At 73.1% G+C, this 13,537-nt stretch carries 14 protein-coding genes and 2 pseudogenes; 9 read left to right on the top strand and 7 right to left on the bottom strand.

Annotated elements, in window-relative coordinates:
* Positions 1-26: 26 nt before the first annotated feature.
* The 4 genes from GA0115233_RS19410 to GA0115233_RS19425 all read right to left on the bottom strand — a co-directional run bounded on the left by GA0115233_RS19410 (position 27) and on the right by GA0115233_RS19425 (position 3,110).
* Entirely contained in the window at positions 27-728 is a 702-nt protein-coding gene (locus tag GA0115233_RS19410) for a hypothetical protein (RefSeq protein ID WP_093721515.1), read from the bottom strand.
* Between the two features lie 76 nt (positions 729-804).
* Positions 805-1,548, bottom strand: coding sequence for a hypothetical protein (locus tag GA0115233_RS42220; protein ID WP_141689541.1), 744 nt, complete (start codon positions 1,546-1,548; stop codon positions 805-807).
* A 99-nt stretch (positions 1,549-1,647) separates the two neighbouring features.
* Positions 1,648-2,514 carry a hypothetical protein gene (locus GA0115233_RS19420; protein ID WP_093721517.1) on the bottom strand — a complete coding sequence of 289 codons (867 nt, stop codon included), beginning with the start codon at positions 2,512-2,514 and terminating at the stop codon, positions 1,648-1,650.
* Complete coding sequence (locus GA0115233_RS19425; RefSeq protein ID WP_176711863.1) at positions 2,511-3,110, bottom strand: RNA polymerase sigma factor; 600 nt, start codon at positions 3,108-3,110, stop codon at positions 2,511-2,513. The genes GA0115233_RS19420 and GA0115233_RS19425 overlap by 4 nt, the downstream gene beginning before the upstream one ends.
* 100 nt (positions 3,111-3,210) lie before the next feature.
* Here GA0115233_RS19425 and trpS point away from each other — a divergent pair, with 100 nt between their 5' ends.
* A complete protein-coding gene (gene trpS / locus GA0115233_RS19430) occupies positions 3,211-4,224 on the top strand; it encodes a tryptophan--tRNA ligase (protein WP_093721549.1) in 1,014 nt (337 codons plus the stop codon).
* Positions 4,225-4,363: 139 nt separating this feature from the next.
* Positions 4,364-4,942: a 2'-5' RNA ligase family protein gene (locus GA0115233_RS19435; RefSeq protein ID WP_093721519.1), complete on the top strand. Its 579-nt coding sequence runs from the start codon at positions 4,364-4,366 to the stop codon at positions 4,940-4,942.
* Positions 4,943-5,041: 99 nt separating this feature from the next.
* Here the strand turns inward: GA0115233_RS19435 and GA0115233_RS19440 are convergent, their stop codons facing one another.
* Together GA0115233_RS19440 and GA0115233_RS19445 are read right to left on the bottom strand one after the other, a co-directional pair.
* On the bottom strand, positions 5,042-5,797 hold the full coding sequence (locus GA0115233_RS19440; protein ID WP_093721520.1) for a decaprenylphospho-beta-D-erythro-pentofuranosid-2-ulose 2-reductase: 756 nt from the start codon (positions 5,795-5,797) through the stop codon (positions 5,042-5,044).
* 26 nt (positions 5,798-5,823) lie between these two features.
* The gene (locus tag GA0115233_RS19445; RefSeq protein WP_093721521.1) at positions 5,824-7,179 is read right to left on the bottom strand and encodes an FAD-binding oxidoreductase; all 1,356 of its coding nucleotides are present in this window, start codon (positions 7,177-7,179) and stop codon (positions 5,824-5,826) included.
* A gap of 133 nt (positions 7,180-7,312) precedes the next feature.
* Here GA0115233_RS19445 and GA0115233_RS42385 point away from each other — a divergent pair.
* The 5 genes and pseudogenes from GA0115233_RS42385 to GA0115233_RS19465 form a co-directional block, all read left to right on the top strand.
* A pseudogene (locus GA0115233_RS42385) lies at positions 7,313-7,669 on the top strand (phosphatase PAP2 family protein); the annotation flags it as partial.
* A gap of 273 nt (positions 7,670-7,942) precedes the next feature.
* Positions 7,943-8,098 (top strand): annotated as a pseudogene (locus tag GA0115233_RS42390) (phosphatase PAP2 family protein); the annotation flags it as partial.
* Positions 8,099-8,215: 117 nt separating this feature from the next.
* On the top strand, positions 8,216-9,088 hold the full coding sequence (locus GA0115233_RS19455; protein WP_255310266.1) for a decaprenyl-phosphate phosphoribosyltransferase: 873 nt from the start codon (positions 8,216-8,218) through the stop codon (positions 9,086-9,088).
* A gap of 2 nt (positions 9,089-9,090) precedes the next feature.
* Positions 9,091-9,552 (top strand): GtrA family protein, encoded by a 462-nt coding sequence (locus GA0115233_RS19460; RefSeq protein WP_093721523.1) that lies wholly within the window; start codon positions 9,091-9,093, stop codon positions 9,550-9,552.
* Positions 9,540-10,457 (top strand): YihY/virulence factor BrkB family protein, encoded by a 918-nt coding sequence (locus tag GA0115233_RS19465; RefSeq protein ID WP_093721524.1) that lies wholly within the window; start codon positions 9,540-9,542, stop codon positions 10,455-10,457. The genes GA0115233_RS19460 and GA0115233_RS19465 overlap by 13 nt, the downstream gene beginning before the upstream one ends.
* Here the strand turns inward: GA0115233_RS19465 and GA0115233_RS19470 are convergent.
* Positions 10,408-11,694: a D-alanyl-D-alanine carboxypeptidase family protein gene (locus GA0115233_RS19470; protein WP_369691373.1), complete on the bottom strand. Its 1,287-nt coding sequence runs from the start codon at positions 11,692-11,694 to the stop codon at positions 10,408-10,410. The genes GA0115233_RS19465 and GA0115233_RS19470 overlap by 50 nt on opposite strands.
* Positions 11,695-11,785: 91 nt before the next feature.
* On the opposite strand from GA0115233_RS19470, the gene GA0115233_RS19475 reads away from it, so the two are divergent.
* Positions 11,786-12,028 (top strand): SCO4848 family membrane protein, encoded by a 243-nt coding sequence (locus GA0115233_RS19475; RefSeq protein WP_093721526.1) that lies wholly within the window; start codon positions 11,786-11,788, stop codon positions 12,026-12,028.
* A gap of 121 nt (positions 12,029-12,149) precedes the next feature.
* Positions 12,150-13,388, top strand: coding sequence for a metallophosphoesterase (locus GA0115233_RS19480; protein ID WP_093721527.1), 1,239 nt, complete (start codon positions 12,150-12,152; stop codon positions 13,386-13,388).
* The last annotated feature ends 149 nt before the right edge of the window (positions 13,389-13,537 follow it).

Genomic DNA, 13,537 nt, shown 5'->3' on the forward strand with positions numbered 1-13,537 from the left:
GTTGAGTTGTCAAGGAGCGATGACTCTCACAGATCGATGAGCTGCTGACGCGGTCCCTCACGCGGCGGTCCGGCCTCCCGCCGGGCCGCCGCGCGGCGTATCGCCAGCATGCCCCCGGCACCGGCCGCGAGGCCCACCGCCAGGCCCCCGGCCGCCCACCACCGGGCGTCCGGCGCCGGTCCCGGGTCGTCGGCCTCGGGCGCCACGCCACGGACCGGTTCGCCCAGCAGTCCGGCGCGGTCCATGCGCTCGTAGAGGGAGCGCGAGGCCCGGTGCCAGCGGATGTCGTCGTCCTCGACCTCCGGCGCCGGGTCCGAGCGCACCCAGGGCGTGCCGTCCTCGGTGACGACCAGCTCGTCCTGCCGCTCGATCGCCACGTCCCCGCCCGGGATGCTGCCGGTCATGGGCCAGCCGCCCACCCCCGTCAGCCCCCACACCACACTGATCCGCACCGGTGGGTGCTTGCCCTCGCGCCAGGCGTCGGGCACCGGCTCCGTCCCGTTGAACTCGGGCTTCATCAGCTGCCACAGCTGGGCGAACCGCTCCTCGCCGGACGGTACCGCCGTCGGCTGCCCCGCCCCGCCGGCCACCACGATCGCGATGTCCGGCGGCCGGGTCTCGCCGTCGTCCGCCACAGCCGCCCGCGTCCCGCCGCACAGGGCGAGCACCGCCCCCACCGGAACCAGCAGCGCGAGCCGCGCCCCCGTCAGCCTCCCCGAGCCCCTCATCCGTCCTGGTCCTCTTCCCTGTTCCCGTGGTTCCGTCGTTCCTGTTGTCCCTGCCGGTCCCGTCCGCCCGCGGCGCTCACGCGTCCAGCAGCTCCTGCCGGGGTCCCTGCTCACCAGGCCCGCCCTTCCGGCCGCCCAGCCCCAGCCGACCCGCCAGGGGCCGTGCCGTCAGCGCCAGGGCCGCCCCGGCCGCACCGCCCGGCAGAGCCCACCACCAGTCGGTGTCGTCGCCCGCCCGCGCGGACGCCAGGGGCCGGGGCGACGGAGTGGTCAGCGCCGAAGGCTCCGCCACGGGGGCGTCGTCCCGGGTCGACCGGTACACCTCCCGGAGCGAGAAGGCCGACAGATCCGCGCCGCCCGCGGGCTCGCCCATCACGCCCACCTCGGCGAGCAGCTCCCGGAGCTGCTCGGGCTCGGCGGCGCGGTGCCAGCTGCCCTTCGTCCGCTCGGTGATCTTCATGGAGCGGTACACCCAGACGTCCTCGCCCCGGGCATCCGGGTAGATCCGGTCGATCCGCCAGGGCTCGACGTCGTGTATGAGCCAGGTGACGGTGATACTCCGGTCCGCCACCGCCCCGTCGGGCGGGGCGCCGAGCGTGCCCGCCTCCAGCAGGGAGTCCAACTCGGTGTACTCCCGGTCCGAGTAGTACAGCCCCGCCGTCTCCCCGGTCGCCGGGGAGGAGAGGAACGCGCTCGTCGGCCCTCCGGCCACGGCGGGCGCCGCGGCCCACACCCACATCCCCAGCGTCACCGTCAACGCCCCGGTCAGCGCCGCCAGCCGACGCCGTACGCCCGTCCCACCGAGTACTCGCCCGCGCATCCGAACCCCCAAGCAGCCGATCGCCGAGCGGCCCGTCCGCGGGCCGCGTGTCACTCCTGGTACACCGCCCGGCCCGTCGGGGTTCCCACCCGCGCCCGACTATTCGGAGGACTTCTTCAGCGACTTCGCGATCTCCACCGCCCGCTCCCTCGACGCCACACCCTCCAGCCGCAGCGTGAGGGCCTCGTCGTCCGCCGTGCCCGCGCCGTGCGTCCACAGCAGCGTCGGTCCGGCCGTGCGCTCCTTCCGGGTGTGCGGGGAGCCGTCCTCGCCCACCAGCCAGAAACTCAGCAGATGGGGCCGCGCGAACCACAGCGCGGGGTCCGGCGCCGAGGTGTCGCCCAGGGCGACGAACTCCGGCTGCTCCCGCACCGTCTTGACGAAACCGACGTCCAGCCGCTCCGGGAACTCGTCCACCCGGACCGTCCCGCCGCCCTCCTGCCAGCACAGGCTCACCAGGAACCGCCCGTCCGGCTCCTCGGTCACCGTCACCGCGTCCGGGGTGCTCAGCGCCGGGGGCACGGCGGGCGCGAACCCGGCCCGCCGCTCGGCCTGCGCCAACGACACCGACTCCGAGCGCTCGCAGCGGATCGCCTCGGCGCTCGCCGTCGGACGCGCCGACGGGTCGTAGCGGACCCCGACGCCGCCGAAGTCGAACCAGTCCGCGACCGTCGCCCGCACCGGGGGAGTGAGCACGAGCACCGTGAGCAGGCCGCAGAACGTCACCGTCAGCGAACGCCACCGCACCCGCGTCCACCGGCGCGCCGACCGCAGCCGCTCCCCGGGCCCGGTCGGCTCGGCCACCGGCACCGGCAGGCTCTCGGCGAGTATCTGGCCCAGCACCCGCTCGACCATCGTCTCGGGACCGTCCGCCCCGGGCCGGTCCAGGGACCTGCCGAGCGAACGCAGCTCCTCGGGCAGCCCCGGGCCGTCCTGACCTTCGTACGGCTCGCGCCGGTCGCTCATGCTCCTTCACCCCCTTCCCCGGGCTCGAAGTCCGGCAGCAGTCTGCCCAGCTTGCGCAGGGCGCGATTGAGGCGGGACTTCACCGTCCCGCGGGGCCAGCCCAGGGCCTGGGCCGTCTCCGACTCGTCCATCTCCAGCAGATAGCGGTAGGTGACGACCAGACGGTGCTCCTCGCTCAGCTGCTCCAGCGCCGCCAGCAGGGCCGTACGGCGCTCCGTCCGCAGCGTCGCCACGGCAGGGTCCGCCGACTCCGGTATCAACGGCTCGGCCTCCGCCAGGGCCGCCTCGCGGCCGGCGAGTGTGCGCTGCCGGGCCGCCGTACGCACTGTGTTCCTCGTCTCATTGGCGACGATCGACAGCAGCCACGGCCGGAACGCCGAGCCGTCCTTGAACCGGCCCAGCGCGCAGTACGCCTTGACGAATGCCTGCTGCACCACGTCCTCCGCGTCCGCACCGGCGCCGAGCGCGGCTGCCGCCCGCAGCGCGATGCCCGTGTGGGCACGCACCAGCTCCGCGTACGCCTCCGGCTCTCCGGCGCGTACCCGGGCGATCACCGCGGCCTCATCGACGATGCGGCCCCCCTCCCGCGTTCTCACACCCTTGTTACACCGCAGGAGACGGATCGGTTCCCACCTGTGTCGGATCAGTCCGCGATCGGTTCCGGATCGGGTCCGCGGACCTGAGAGAATGGTGCGCATGGCCTCTGATCGTCCCCGCGTGCTCTCCGGAATCCAGCCCACCGCAGGCTCGTTCCACCTCGGCAACTACCTCGGCGCCGTCCGCCAGTGGGTGGCCCTGCAGGAGACCCACGACGCGTTCTACATGGTCGTCGACCTGCACGCGATCACCGTCCCGCAGGACCCCGCGGACCTGCGGGCGAACACCCGGCTCGCCGCCGCCCAGCTCCTCGCGGCCGGACTCGACCCGGACCGCTGCACCCTCTTCGTCCAGAGCCACGTCCCCGAGCACGCCCAGCTCGCCTGGGTCATGAACTGCCTCACCGGCTTCGGCGAGGCCAGCCGCATGACCCAGTTCAAGGACAAGTCCGCCAAGCAGGGCGCGGACCGGGCCTCCGTCGGCCTGTTCACGTACCCGATCCTCCAGGTCGCCGACATCCTGCTCTACCAGGCCAACGAGGTCCCCGTCGGCGAGGACCAGCGCCAGCACATCGAGCTGACCCGCGACCTCGCCACGCGCTTCAACGGCCGCTTCGGGGAGACCTTCACCCTGCCCAAGCCGTACATCCTGAAGGAGACGGCGAAGATCTACGACCTTCAGGACCCGTCGATCAAGATGAGCAAGTCGGCGTCCACGCCGAAGGGCCTGATCAACCTGCTCGACGAGCCCAAGGCCACCGCGAAGAAGGTCAAGAGCGCGGTCACCGACACCGACACCGTCATCCGCTACGACGCCGAGAACAAGCCCGGCATCAGCAACCTGCTCACGATCTACTCGACCCTCACGGGCACGGGAATCGCGGAACTGGAGCAGAAGTACGACGGCAAGGGCTACGGTGCGCTCAAGACCGACCTCGCCGAGGTCATGGTCGAGTTCGTGACGCCCTTCCGGGAGCGGACCCAGCAGTACCTGGACGACCCGGAGACGCTCGACTCGATCCTGGCCAAGGGTGCGGAGAAGGCGCGGGCCGTCGCCGCGGAGACGCTGGCGCGGGCCTACGACAGGGTCGGCTTCCTGCCCGCCAAGCACTGAGGCGGGCCACACCGCACATACGTACTACTGGGCAGAGCGCTGCACATCACACGGCCGCGCCTGCCCACGGCACAGCCGTGGCCGTACAGTCGATAGCCGACGGCTGAGAGAACCGACCGTCACGACGACAGGAGACGACGTGGGGACCGTAACGATCGGCGTGTCGATCGCGGTCCCGGAGCCTCACGGCAGCCTGCTCCAGGAGCGGCGCGCGGGCTTCGGCGACGCCGCGGCTCACGGTATCCCCACGCATGTCACGCTGCTGCCGCCGACCGAGGTCGACGGCGCGCTGCTGCCGGCGGTCGAGGCGCACCTGGTGGAGGTGGCGGCGTCGGGGCGGCCGTTCCCGATGCGGCTGTCCGGTACCGGGACCTTCCGGCCCCTGTCGCCCGTCGTCTTCGTACAGGTCGTCGAGGGCGCCGCGGCCTGCTCCTGGCTGCAGAAGCGGGTCCGGGACGCCTCCGGGCCGGTGGCGCGTGAGCTCCAGTTCCCGTACCACCCGCACGTCACCGTCGCGCACGGCATCGACGAGGCGGCCATGGACCGCGCCTACGAGGAACTCGCCGACTACGAGGCCCAGTGGTCCTGCACCGGGTTCGCGCTCTACGAGCAGGGCGCGGACGGCGTGTGGCGCAAGCTGCGGGAGTTCGCCTTCGGTGGCGCCGTGGTGCCGCCGCAGGCCTCCCCGGTGGAGCGCGGGTCCATCCCGGCGAGTTAGCTCCGCCGGTCGACCGGATTCACGTCGGCTTTTGTCCGCGGCCGAGTGGGGGCTGGTCGCGCAGTTCCCCGCGCCCCTTGGGGGTGTTTCCCGCACGCTTTACATCGGCAGGCGTCGGAACAGTGGCCTCGGCATGTGGCGCAGGGCCGACATCACCACGCGCAGGGTGCCGGGGACCCACACCGTTTCCGAGCGTCGGCGCAGGCCCAGTTCAATGGCCGTGGCCACCGCTTCCGGTGTGGTGGCCAGCGGGGCCTCCGCCATTCCGGCCGTCATTCTCGAACGGACGAAGCCGGGGCGTACGACCATGACGTGGGCGCCGGTGCCGTGGAGGGCGTCGCCCAGGCCCTGGGCGAACGTGTCGAGGCCTGCCTTGCTGGAGCCGTAGATGAAGTTGGCGCGGCGGGCCCGCTCCCCGGCCACGGACGACAGCACGACCAGGGAGCCGTGGCCCTGCGCCTGGAGGGCCCGGGCGCAGATCAGGCCCGCCGAGACCGCGCCGGTGTAGTTGGTCTGCGCGACACGCACGGCGGCCAGCGGCTCGCGCTCGTCCTGGGCCTGGTCGCCGAGGACGCCGAAGGCCATCAGCACGAGGTCGATGTCGCCCTCGGCGAAGACCTTGCCGAGCACCCACTCGTGGGACTCGGTGTCCAGCGCGTCGAAGGCGACGGTGTGCACCTGGGCGCCCAGGGCGCGCAACTGCTCGGCCGCGTCCTCCAGGGCGGGCGTCGGGCGCCCCGCGAGCCACACGGTGCGGGTGCGGCGGGCGATCATCCGGCGGGCGGTGGCGAGCGCGATCTCGGACGTTCCACCGAGGACGAGCAGGGACTGGGGGAGGCCGAAGGCGTCCTTCATTGCGGCTCCTTGCGGGGACGGCGGCCCTAGAGGCCGAGACGGCGTGACAGGTCCGAGGTGAACACCCCGCGCGGGTCGGCCTCGGCGCGCAGCGCCCGGAAGTCGGCCACGCGCGGGTACATCGCGGCGAGCAGTTCGGGCCGCAGACGGGAGTCCTTGGCGAGATAGACGCGCCCGCCGGCCGCGGCCACCTCCTCGTCCAGCTCGTCGAGGAAGGCGCCGAGGCCAGGGAGACGCGCGGGGATGTCCAGAGCCAGCGTCCAGCCCGGTACGGGGAAGGACAGCCAGCCGGGGTCGGCGTCCCCGAAGCGCTTGAGGACGGCCAGGAAGGACGGGCAGCGGCGCTGCGAGATGCGCTCCACGATCCGGCGCAGGGCCTCCTCCTGGCCGTGTCCGACGACGAACTGGTACTGCACGAAGCCGCCGCGGCCGTAGACGCGGTTCCAGTGCGGGACGCCGTCGAGGGGGTGGAAGAAGGCGGAGATCGACTGGAGTTCGCCGGCACGCGCGCGTGGGGCCTTGCGGTACCAGAACTCGTTGAACAGGCCGACCGAGCGGCGGGTGAGCAGGCCCTCGGGGAACAGCGCGGGCGGGGAGGGCAGCCGGGCGGGGCGGAAGGCGAGCGGGTCCCGGTACGCGCGCGTGCCCGCGCGCAGGGTGTCCAGGGGGGCGTGGTCGCCACGGGTGAGGACGGCGCGGCCGGTGGCGGCGCCGCGGGCCAGCAGGTCGATCCAGGCGACCGAGTAGCGGTAGCGGTGGTCGGTGGCGGTGAGCCGGTCCATGACGTCGTCGAGGTCGGCGGCGCGCTCGGTGTCCACCGACATCAGGGAGGTCTCGACCGGCAGCAGCTGGAGCGTGGCGGTGAGGATCAGCCCCGTCAGGCCCATGCCGCCCGCGGTCGCGTCGAACAGCGGCGTGCCGCGGCTGACGGTACGGATCTCGCCGTCGGCGGTGAGCAGTTCGAAGGACAGGACGTGCCGGGAGAAGGCGCCGGAGACGTGGTGGTTCTTGCCGTGGATGTCCGCGCCGATCGCCCCGCCCACGGTCACGTGCCGGGTGCCCGGGGTCACCGGCACGAACCAGCCGAGCGGCAGGAGGACCTGCATCAGGCAGTGCAGGGAGACGCCCGCGTCGCACAGGACGGTGCCCCCGTCGGCGTCGATGGCGTGCACGCGGTCCAGGGCCGTCATGTCGATCACGGCGCCGCCCGCGTTCTGCGCGGCGTCCCCGTACGCCCGCCCCAGGCCGCGCGGGATGCCGCCGCGGGTCCCGCAGCCACGGACGGCCGCCGCGGCCTCCTCGTACGTCCGGGGGCGGATCACACGGGCGTTGGTGGGGGCGGTACGGCCCCATCCCGTGACGGAAACGGTGTCGGCAGGCATGTCGGCGACCGTATCGCCGTGTTGATAACGAGTTGTTGTGAAACATCCCATCCATCCCCGAAATGGGTGATTAATGGGATGTCGCTCAATATTGCCGGTGTTCCGGCCGGGTGGGCGTGAACAGTGAGTCCACATGGACCACCTGGACGACCGAATCCTCTCGGCGCTGCGCGCGTACGGCGGCGACCCGCGCGTGGCCGGTGCCGCGCGTGCCCTGTCCTGGGCCGGCGAGCACGGCGCCCTGTGGCTCGCGGCAGGCTTCGCGGGAGCCGCCGTGGACGGCGCCCGGCGCGGCGCCTGGTTGCGCGGGACGGCGCTCACCGCGGGCGCGCACCTCGTCAGCATGGGTGTGAAGAGGGTGGTGCGCCGCCCGCGCCCCGCGCACGTCGTACCCCTGGTGCGCACCGCGGGCCGCCACTCCTTCCCCAGCTCCCACGCGGCCTCCGCGACCGCCGCCGCGGTCGCCTTCGGCATGCTGGGGGCGCGTGCCGCGCGTCGGACGCCGGGCGCATCCATGACGCGCCCGGCGCCCACAACAGACCCCGCGCCCGCCGCCTCCGGCACGCGCCCGGCGCCCGGCCCGGCCCACACGCCCCGCGCACTCTCCACACCACGCGCCGCCCGCTCCGCTGACGCACCACGCGCCGCTGACGCACGCCGCGCCGCCCGCACCGCGGACGCGCCCCGTACCGCTGACGCACCACGCGCCGCTCACGCGCCCCGCGCCGCGGACGCGCCCCGCACCGCTCCCGCACCCCGCGCCGCCCGTCTCGTCCTCCCGCCCCTCGCCGCCGCCGTGTGCCTCTCCCGGATGGTCGTCGGCGTGCACTACCCCTCCGACGTGGCGGCGGGCGCCGTGCTGGGGGCGCTCACGGCGCGGCTCGGGGCGCGCTGGATGCGAGGGGGCGCGCATGCCTGATGCCGCGCCGCTCGCGGGCACGAGCGCCCGTACCGCCGAAGAACCCGCAGGACCCGCGCTCCACGGACAACGCACGCCCCCGCGCGCCAACGGCACCCCGCCCCCTCCCGCGGCCTCCTGCGCGGCCTGCTCCGCACCGCCCGCCCCAAGCAGTGGGTCAAGAACGTCCTGGTCGTCGCCGCCCCGGCCGCCGCCGGAGAGCTCTTCACCACCCGCGCGCTCACCCAACTCACGCTGGTGTTCGTCCTCTTCACCGCGTGCGCCGCCGCCGTCTATCTGATCAACGACGCCCGCGACGCCGAGGCCGACCGCGCGCACCCCACCAAACGGCACCGCCCGGTCGCCGCCGGACAGGTGCCCGTACCGGTCGCCTACGCCGTCGGCGGCGCCCTCGCCGTGCTCGCCCCGGTGGCCGCGGCATGGCTGAGCACCCCCCTCGTCGCCGCCCTGCTCGCGGCCTACCTGGGCATGCAACTGGCGTACTGCGTCAGCCTCAAGCACGTCCTCGTCGTCGACCTGGTGGTCGTCACGACCGGGTTCCTGATGCGGGCCATGGTCGGCGGGCTCGCCCTCGGTATCCCGCTCTCGCGCTGGTTCCTGATCACGACCGGCTTCGGCGCGCTGTTCATGGTGGCGGCCAAGCGCTACTCGGAGGCCGTGCAGATGGCCGGGAAGGCGGGCGCCACGCGCGCGTTGCTCACCGAGTACACCACCGGCTACCTGCGTTTCGTCTGGCAGCTCGCGGCCGGGGTCGCCGTCCTCGGGTACTGCCTGTGGGCCCTGGAGGAGGGCGGCGTGCCGCACACCAGTGTGCTGCCCTGGCGGCAGCTGTCGGTCGTCGCCTTCATCCTCGCGGTCCTGCGCTACGCCGTCTTCGCCGACCGCGGCACGGCGGGCGAGCCCGAGGAGGTCGTCCTGCGCGACCGCGCCCTCGCGCTGATCGCGCTGGTCTGGATGGCCATGTACGCGCTGGCGGTGGCGAATTGGTGAGCATGCCCCCGGCGCCCAGCCCGACCGGCGCGCCCCCCGCCGTCCCCCGCCGCCGTGAACTTTTCGGCTTCGCCGCCGCCGGACTGCTCGCCTACGCCGTCGACACCGCCCTGTTCGTCGCCCTGCGCGGACCCGGCGGCCTCGACCCGCTCACCGCAAAGGCGCTGGCCTTCGTCGCGGGCTGCTCGGTCGCCTACGCGGGCAACGCGCTCGGCACCTACCGGCACACCCGCCCCAGCGGCCTGCGCCCCTACGCCGTCTTCTTCGCGGTGAACATCGCCGGAGCCGCCGTGCAACTGCTCTGCCTCGCCGTCAGCCACTACGGCCTCGGCCTCACCTCACGGCGCGCGGACATCGTCTCGGGCGCCGGAGTGGGGATGGCGCTGGCGACTGTTCTGCGGTTCTGGGGAACCCGGACATGGGTCTTCGGCCACGAGGGGAGAGTCGGATCATGGACTGGCTGAAAAAGCTCCCCGTCGTGGGACCGCTCGCCGCCCGATTGATGACCACGCACGCGTGGCGGTCGTACGAGCGCATGGACCGCGTGAAGTGGACGATGCTGGCCGCCGCGATGACGTTCACCAGCTTCGTGGCGCTGTTCCCGATGCTGGCGGTGGCCGCCGCCGTCGCCGCCGCGACGCTCAGCCAGGACCAGCAGGACAAGCTTGAGGACAAGATCGCCGACCAGGTGCCGGGGATCGCCGACAAGCTCAACATCGACGGACTGGTGGCCAACGCCGGCACCATCGGCGTCATCGCGGGTGTCCTGCTGCTGTTCACCGGCATCGGCTGGGTCGGCTCCATGCGCGACAGCCTGCGCGCGGTGTGGGAGCTGGAGGACCCGGAGGAGAACCCCCTCCTGCGCAAGGTCAAGGACGCGGGCGTCCTCGTCGGCCTGGGCGGCGCCGTGCTGCTCACCCTCGGCGTCTCCACCGTGGCCTCCGCGCTGGTCGGCTGGATCACCGGCGAACTCGGCCTCGACGAGGGCGGCTGGGGCGGCATCCTGCTCAGGGTCGCCGCCTTCTCGGTCGCCGTCTTCGCCGACTTCCTGCTGCTGCTCTACGTCCTCACCCTGCTGCCCCGCGTGGAGCCGCCGCGCCGCCGCCTGCTGGTGGCCGCGCTGATCGGCGCGATCGGCTTCGAACTGCTGAAACTGCTGCTCAGCGGCTATATGCAGGGCGTGGCCACGAAGAGCATGTACGGCGCCTTCGGGGTGCCGGTCGCCCTGCTGCTGTGGATCAACTTCACCGCGAAGCTCGTGGTGTTCTGCGCCGCCTGGACGGCCACCCCCGGCCAGGGGGACGAGGCGGGCGCGGACGTCAGTCGCGCCGACGACGTACCAGATCCGGCAGCGGCCAGCGGCGGTTGACCAGGTAGGCGCCCGCCGCGAGCAGCACCAGCAGCCCGCCGGTCACCGCGAACGCGATCCCGATGCCGCTGGAGCCGCTCTCGGACGCCGCGCCCACGCCGGGCTTGTCGGAGGCGTCGGCGCCACCGGCCTCGCCCGAGTTCTTCCCCGAAGCGGCACCGGAGGGGTTGGCACCCGGCTGCGCGCTCGCCTGGGACACGCTCTTCGGCGGCACCAGCTCACCCACCGGCTCGACCTTGCCGGACGCCTTGAAGCCCCAGTCGAGGAGCTTGGCGGTCTCCTTGTAGACCTCGTTGGACACCTTCTTCTGCGGGTTCATGACCGTCACCAGAAGCACCCGGCCGTCCCGCTCGGCGACGCCGGTGAAGGTGGTGCCCGCCTTGCTGGTGAAGCCGTTCTTCACGCCCGCGATGCCCTCGTAGACCGGAACATCGATGTCACCGCGCAGCAGCCGGTTGGTGTTCTGGATCTCGAAGGGCTTGCGGACCTTCTTGCCCTTCTTGTTCTTCTTCGTCTCGCCCGGGAACTTCGCGCTGACCGTCGAGCAGTACTCGCGGAAGTCCTTCTTCTGCAGGCCGGAGCGGGCGAACAGGGTGAGGTCGTAGGCGGAGGAGACCTGGTTGGGGGCGTCGAAGCCGTCGGGGGAGACCACGTGGGTGTCGAGCGCCTGGAGCTCCTCGGCGTGCTCGTTCATCTCCGTCACGGTCTTGTCGAGGCCGCCGTTCATCTTCGACAGCACGTGCACGGCGTCGTTCCCGGAGGCCAGGAAGACACCGAGCCACAGGTCGTGGACGGTGTAGGTCTCGCCCTCCTTCACCCCGACCATGCTGGAGCCGGCGCCCACGTCGGCCAGGTCGGAGGGGACCACCTTGTGCTCGGTGGTGGAGGGGAACTTCGGCAGCAGGGTGTCGGCGAACAGCATCTTCAGGGTGCTCGCGGGGGCCAGCCGCCAGTGCGCGTTGTGCGCCGCGAGCACGTCACCGGACTCCGCGTCGGCGACGATCCAGGACCGCGCGGACAGGCCCTTGGGCAGGACCGGCACCCCGCCCGCCAGATTGACCTGGGTGCCCGGCTGCCCGAGCCGCTCGCCGCCCACCGTCGACATGTTCGCCGGGGGAGTGGCGGACGGCGACGGGCTGGGGGCCGCGTAGGAGACGGGCGCGGTCAGCGCGAGGGACGACAGTACGGCGGAAGTGACCAGCAGCGAGCGCCTGGTGGTCTTCTGGGGTGCGGACACGGACGAGAACGTACAGGGCACGGCTGTGGACGTCGTGCCCCGGCCCCCACCCCGGCCGCGGAACCGGACACGCGCCGGTGATACTGAACGTATGAAGCTCAGCCGCCCCGTCTCCTGGTTCCTGCTCGCCTTCGGGGTGTGGAGCTGGGTCATCTGGATCACTTTCGTCAAGAACCTCGTCAAGGACGGCAGCGGGCTCGCGTTCGACGACGCGGGCGACCCGACGGGCTACTTCTGGGTGCACCTGCTGCTCGCGGTGGTCTCCTTCGTATTGGGGACGGTCATCGGGGGCCTCGGGTTGCGCGGACTGCGCGCATTGCGCCGGACCTCATAGGCAGCCGGACCTCAAGGGCCCCAAGGACCCCGGGGGCCCAAGGCCCCAAGACCCAAGGCCCCAAGACCCAAGGCCCCAAGACCCAAGGACCAAGGACCAAGGACAGAGGGAAACGACGCACGTGGTCATCGTCTTCGCAGTGCTCGTCCTGGCGGTCCTGGTGACCGGCAACTGGTACGTGTGGCGCCGTCTGTTCCGCGACACGACCGCCGGGCCGGGCTGGGTGCGCCGCGCGGGCGCCGCGCTGGTGGTCGGCGGCTGGCTGATGGCGTTCGGCGCGCTGGTGGCCGAGCGCACCGGCGCGCCGTTCTGGCTCCAGCGGACGCTGGCCTGGCCCGGGTTCCTGTGGCTGGCGCTGTCGATGTATCTGCTGCTGGGCCTGCTGGTGGGCGAGGCCGTACGACCCCTGCTGCGCCGCTGGCTGGAGCGGCGGCGGCCTGCGGAGGCGCGGGTGCGGCAGGCGGAGCCGGTGCAGGTGGGCGCCGCCGGGACGGGCGAGCCCGAGCCCGAGGCCGCCGCGCCGGAGCCTGCGGCTCCCGCTCCCTCCCGCCGTCTCTTCGTCTCCCGTGTGGTCGGCGGTGCCGCGGCGGCGGCGGCCGTGGCGACCGTCGGGGTGGGCACGTACGGGGTGCTGAACGGGCCGAGTGTGAAGCGGGTCACCGTTCCGCTGGCCAAGCTGCCGCGCCGGGCGCACGGTTACCGGATCGCCGTGGTCAGCGACATCCACCTCGGGCCGGTCCTCGGCCGGGGCTTCGCGCAGAAGGTCGTCGACACGGTCAACTCCACCCAGCCGGACCTCGTCGCGATCGTCGGCGACCTGGTCGACGGCAGCGTGAAGGACCTCGGCCCGGCGGCGGCGCCGCTGACCGGGCTGAACGCGCCCGCGTACTTCGTCACCGGCAACCACGAGTACTTCTCCGGCGCCGAGCAGTGGGTCGAGGAGGTGCGCAGGCTCGGGCTGCTGCCGCTGGAGAACGCCCGCGTCGAGCTGCCCTGGTTCGACCTCGCCGGGGTCAACGACCTCGCGGGCGAGGACGAGGGGCAGGGCCCCGACTTCGCCAAGGCACTCGGCGACCGCGACCCGGCACGCGCGTGCGTGCTCCTCGCCCACCAGCCGGTGCAGATCCACGACGCCGTCGAGCACGGCGTGGACCTCCAGCTCTCCGGCCACACCCACGGCGGCCAGCTCTGGCCCGGCAACCTCGTCGCCTCCACCGCCAACCCCACCCTCGCGGGCCTGGAACGCTACGGCGACACCCAGCTCTACGTCACCCGCGGCGCCGGCGCCTGGGGCCCGCCCACCCGCGTCGGCGCCCCGTCGGACATCACGGTCATCGAACTGGCCTCCCGGCAGGCCTGACCGCGGTCCCCGGACCGGGCGGGCGTGCGCCGTGGCTCCGGGACCGGGCAGGTTCACGCTGCGGCCCCCGGACCGCGTGGCCCACCGCCCGGCCTCCCGGACCGGGCCGACCCGCGCACCGCGCCTCCCTCCGGCCTGCGTGCGCCGGA

This window comes from Streptomyces sp. DI166, from assembly GCF_900091315.1.
Classification (GTDB): Bacteria; Actinomycetota; Actinomycetes; order Streptomycetales; family Streptomycetaceae; genus Streptomyces; species Streptomyces fuscus.

Bases quoted from the DNA above. Each gene is read 5' to 3' on its own strand.
- GA0115233_RS19410 (WP_093721515.1), bottom strand. From the start codon at position 728: ATGAGGGGCTCGGGGAGGCTGACGGGGGCGCGGCTCGCGCTGCTGGTT.
- GA0115233_RS42220 (WP_141689541.1), bottom strand. From the start codon at position 1,548: ATGCGCGGGCGAGTACTCGGTGGGACGGGCGTACGGCGTCGGCTGGCG.
- GA0115233_RS19420 (WP_093721517.1), bottom strand. From the start codon at position 2,514: ATGAGCGACCGGCGCGAGCCGTACGAAGGTCAGGACGGCCCGGGGCTG.
- trpS (WP_093721549.1), top strand. From the start codon at position 3,211: ATGGCCTCTGATCGTCCCCGCGTGCTCTCCGGAATCCAGCCCACCGCA.
- GA0115233_RS19440 (WP_093721520.1), bottom strand. From the start codon at position 5,797: ATGAAGGACGCCTTCGGCCTCCCCCAGTCCCTGCTCGTCCTCGGTGGA.
- GA0115233_RS19445 (WP_093721521.1), bottom strand. From the start codon at position 7,179: ATGCCTGCCGACACCGTTTCCGTCACGGGATGGGGCCGTACCGCCCCC.
- GA0115233_RS19460 (WP_093721523.1), top strand. From the start codon at position 9,091: ATGCCCCCGGCGCCCAGCCCGACCGGCGCGCCCCCCGCCGTCCCCCGC.
- GA0115233_RS19465 (WP_093721524.1), top strand. From the start codon at position 9,540: ATGGACTGGCTGAAAAAGCTCCCCGTCGTGGGACCGCTCGCCGCCCGA.
- GA0115233_RS19475 (WP_093721526.1), top strand. From the start codon at position 11,786: ATGAAGCTCAGCCGCCCCGTCTCCTGGTTCCTGCTCGCCTTCGGGGTG.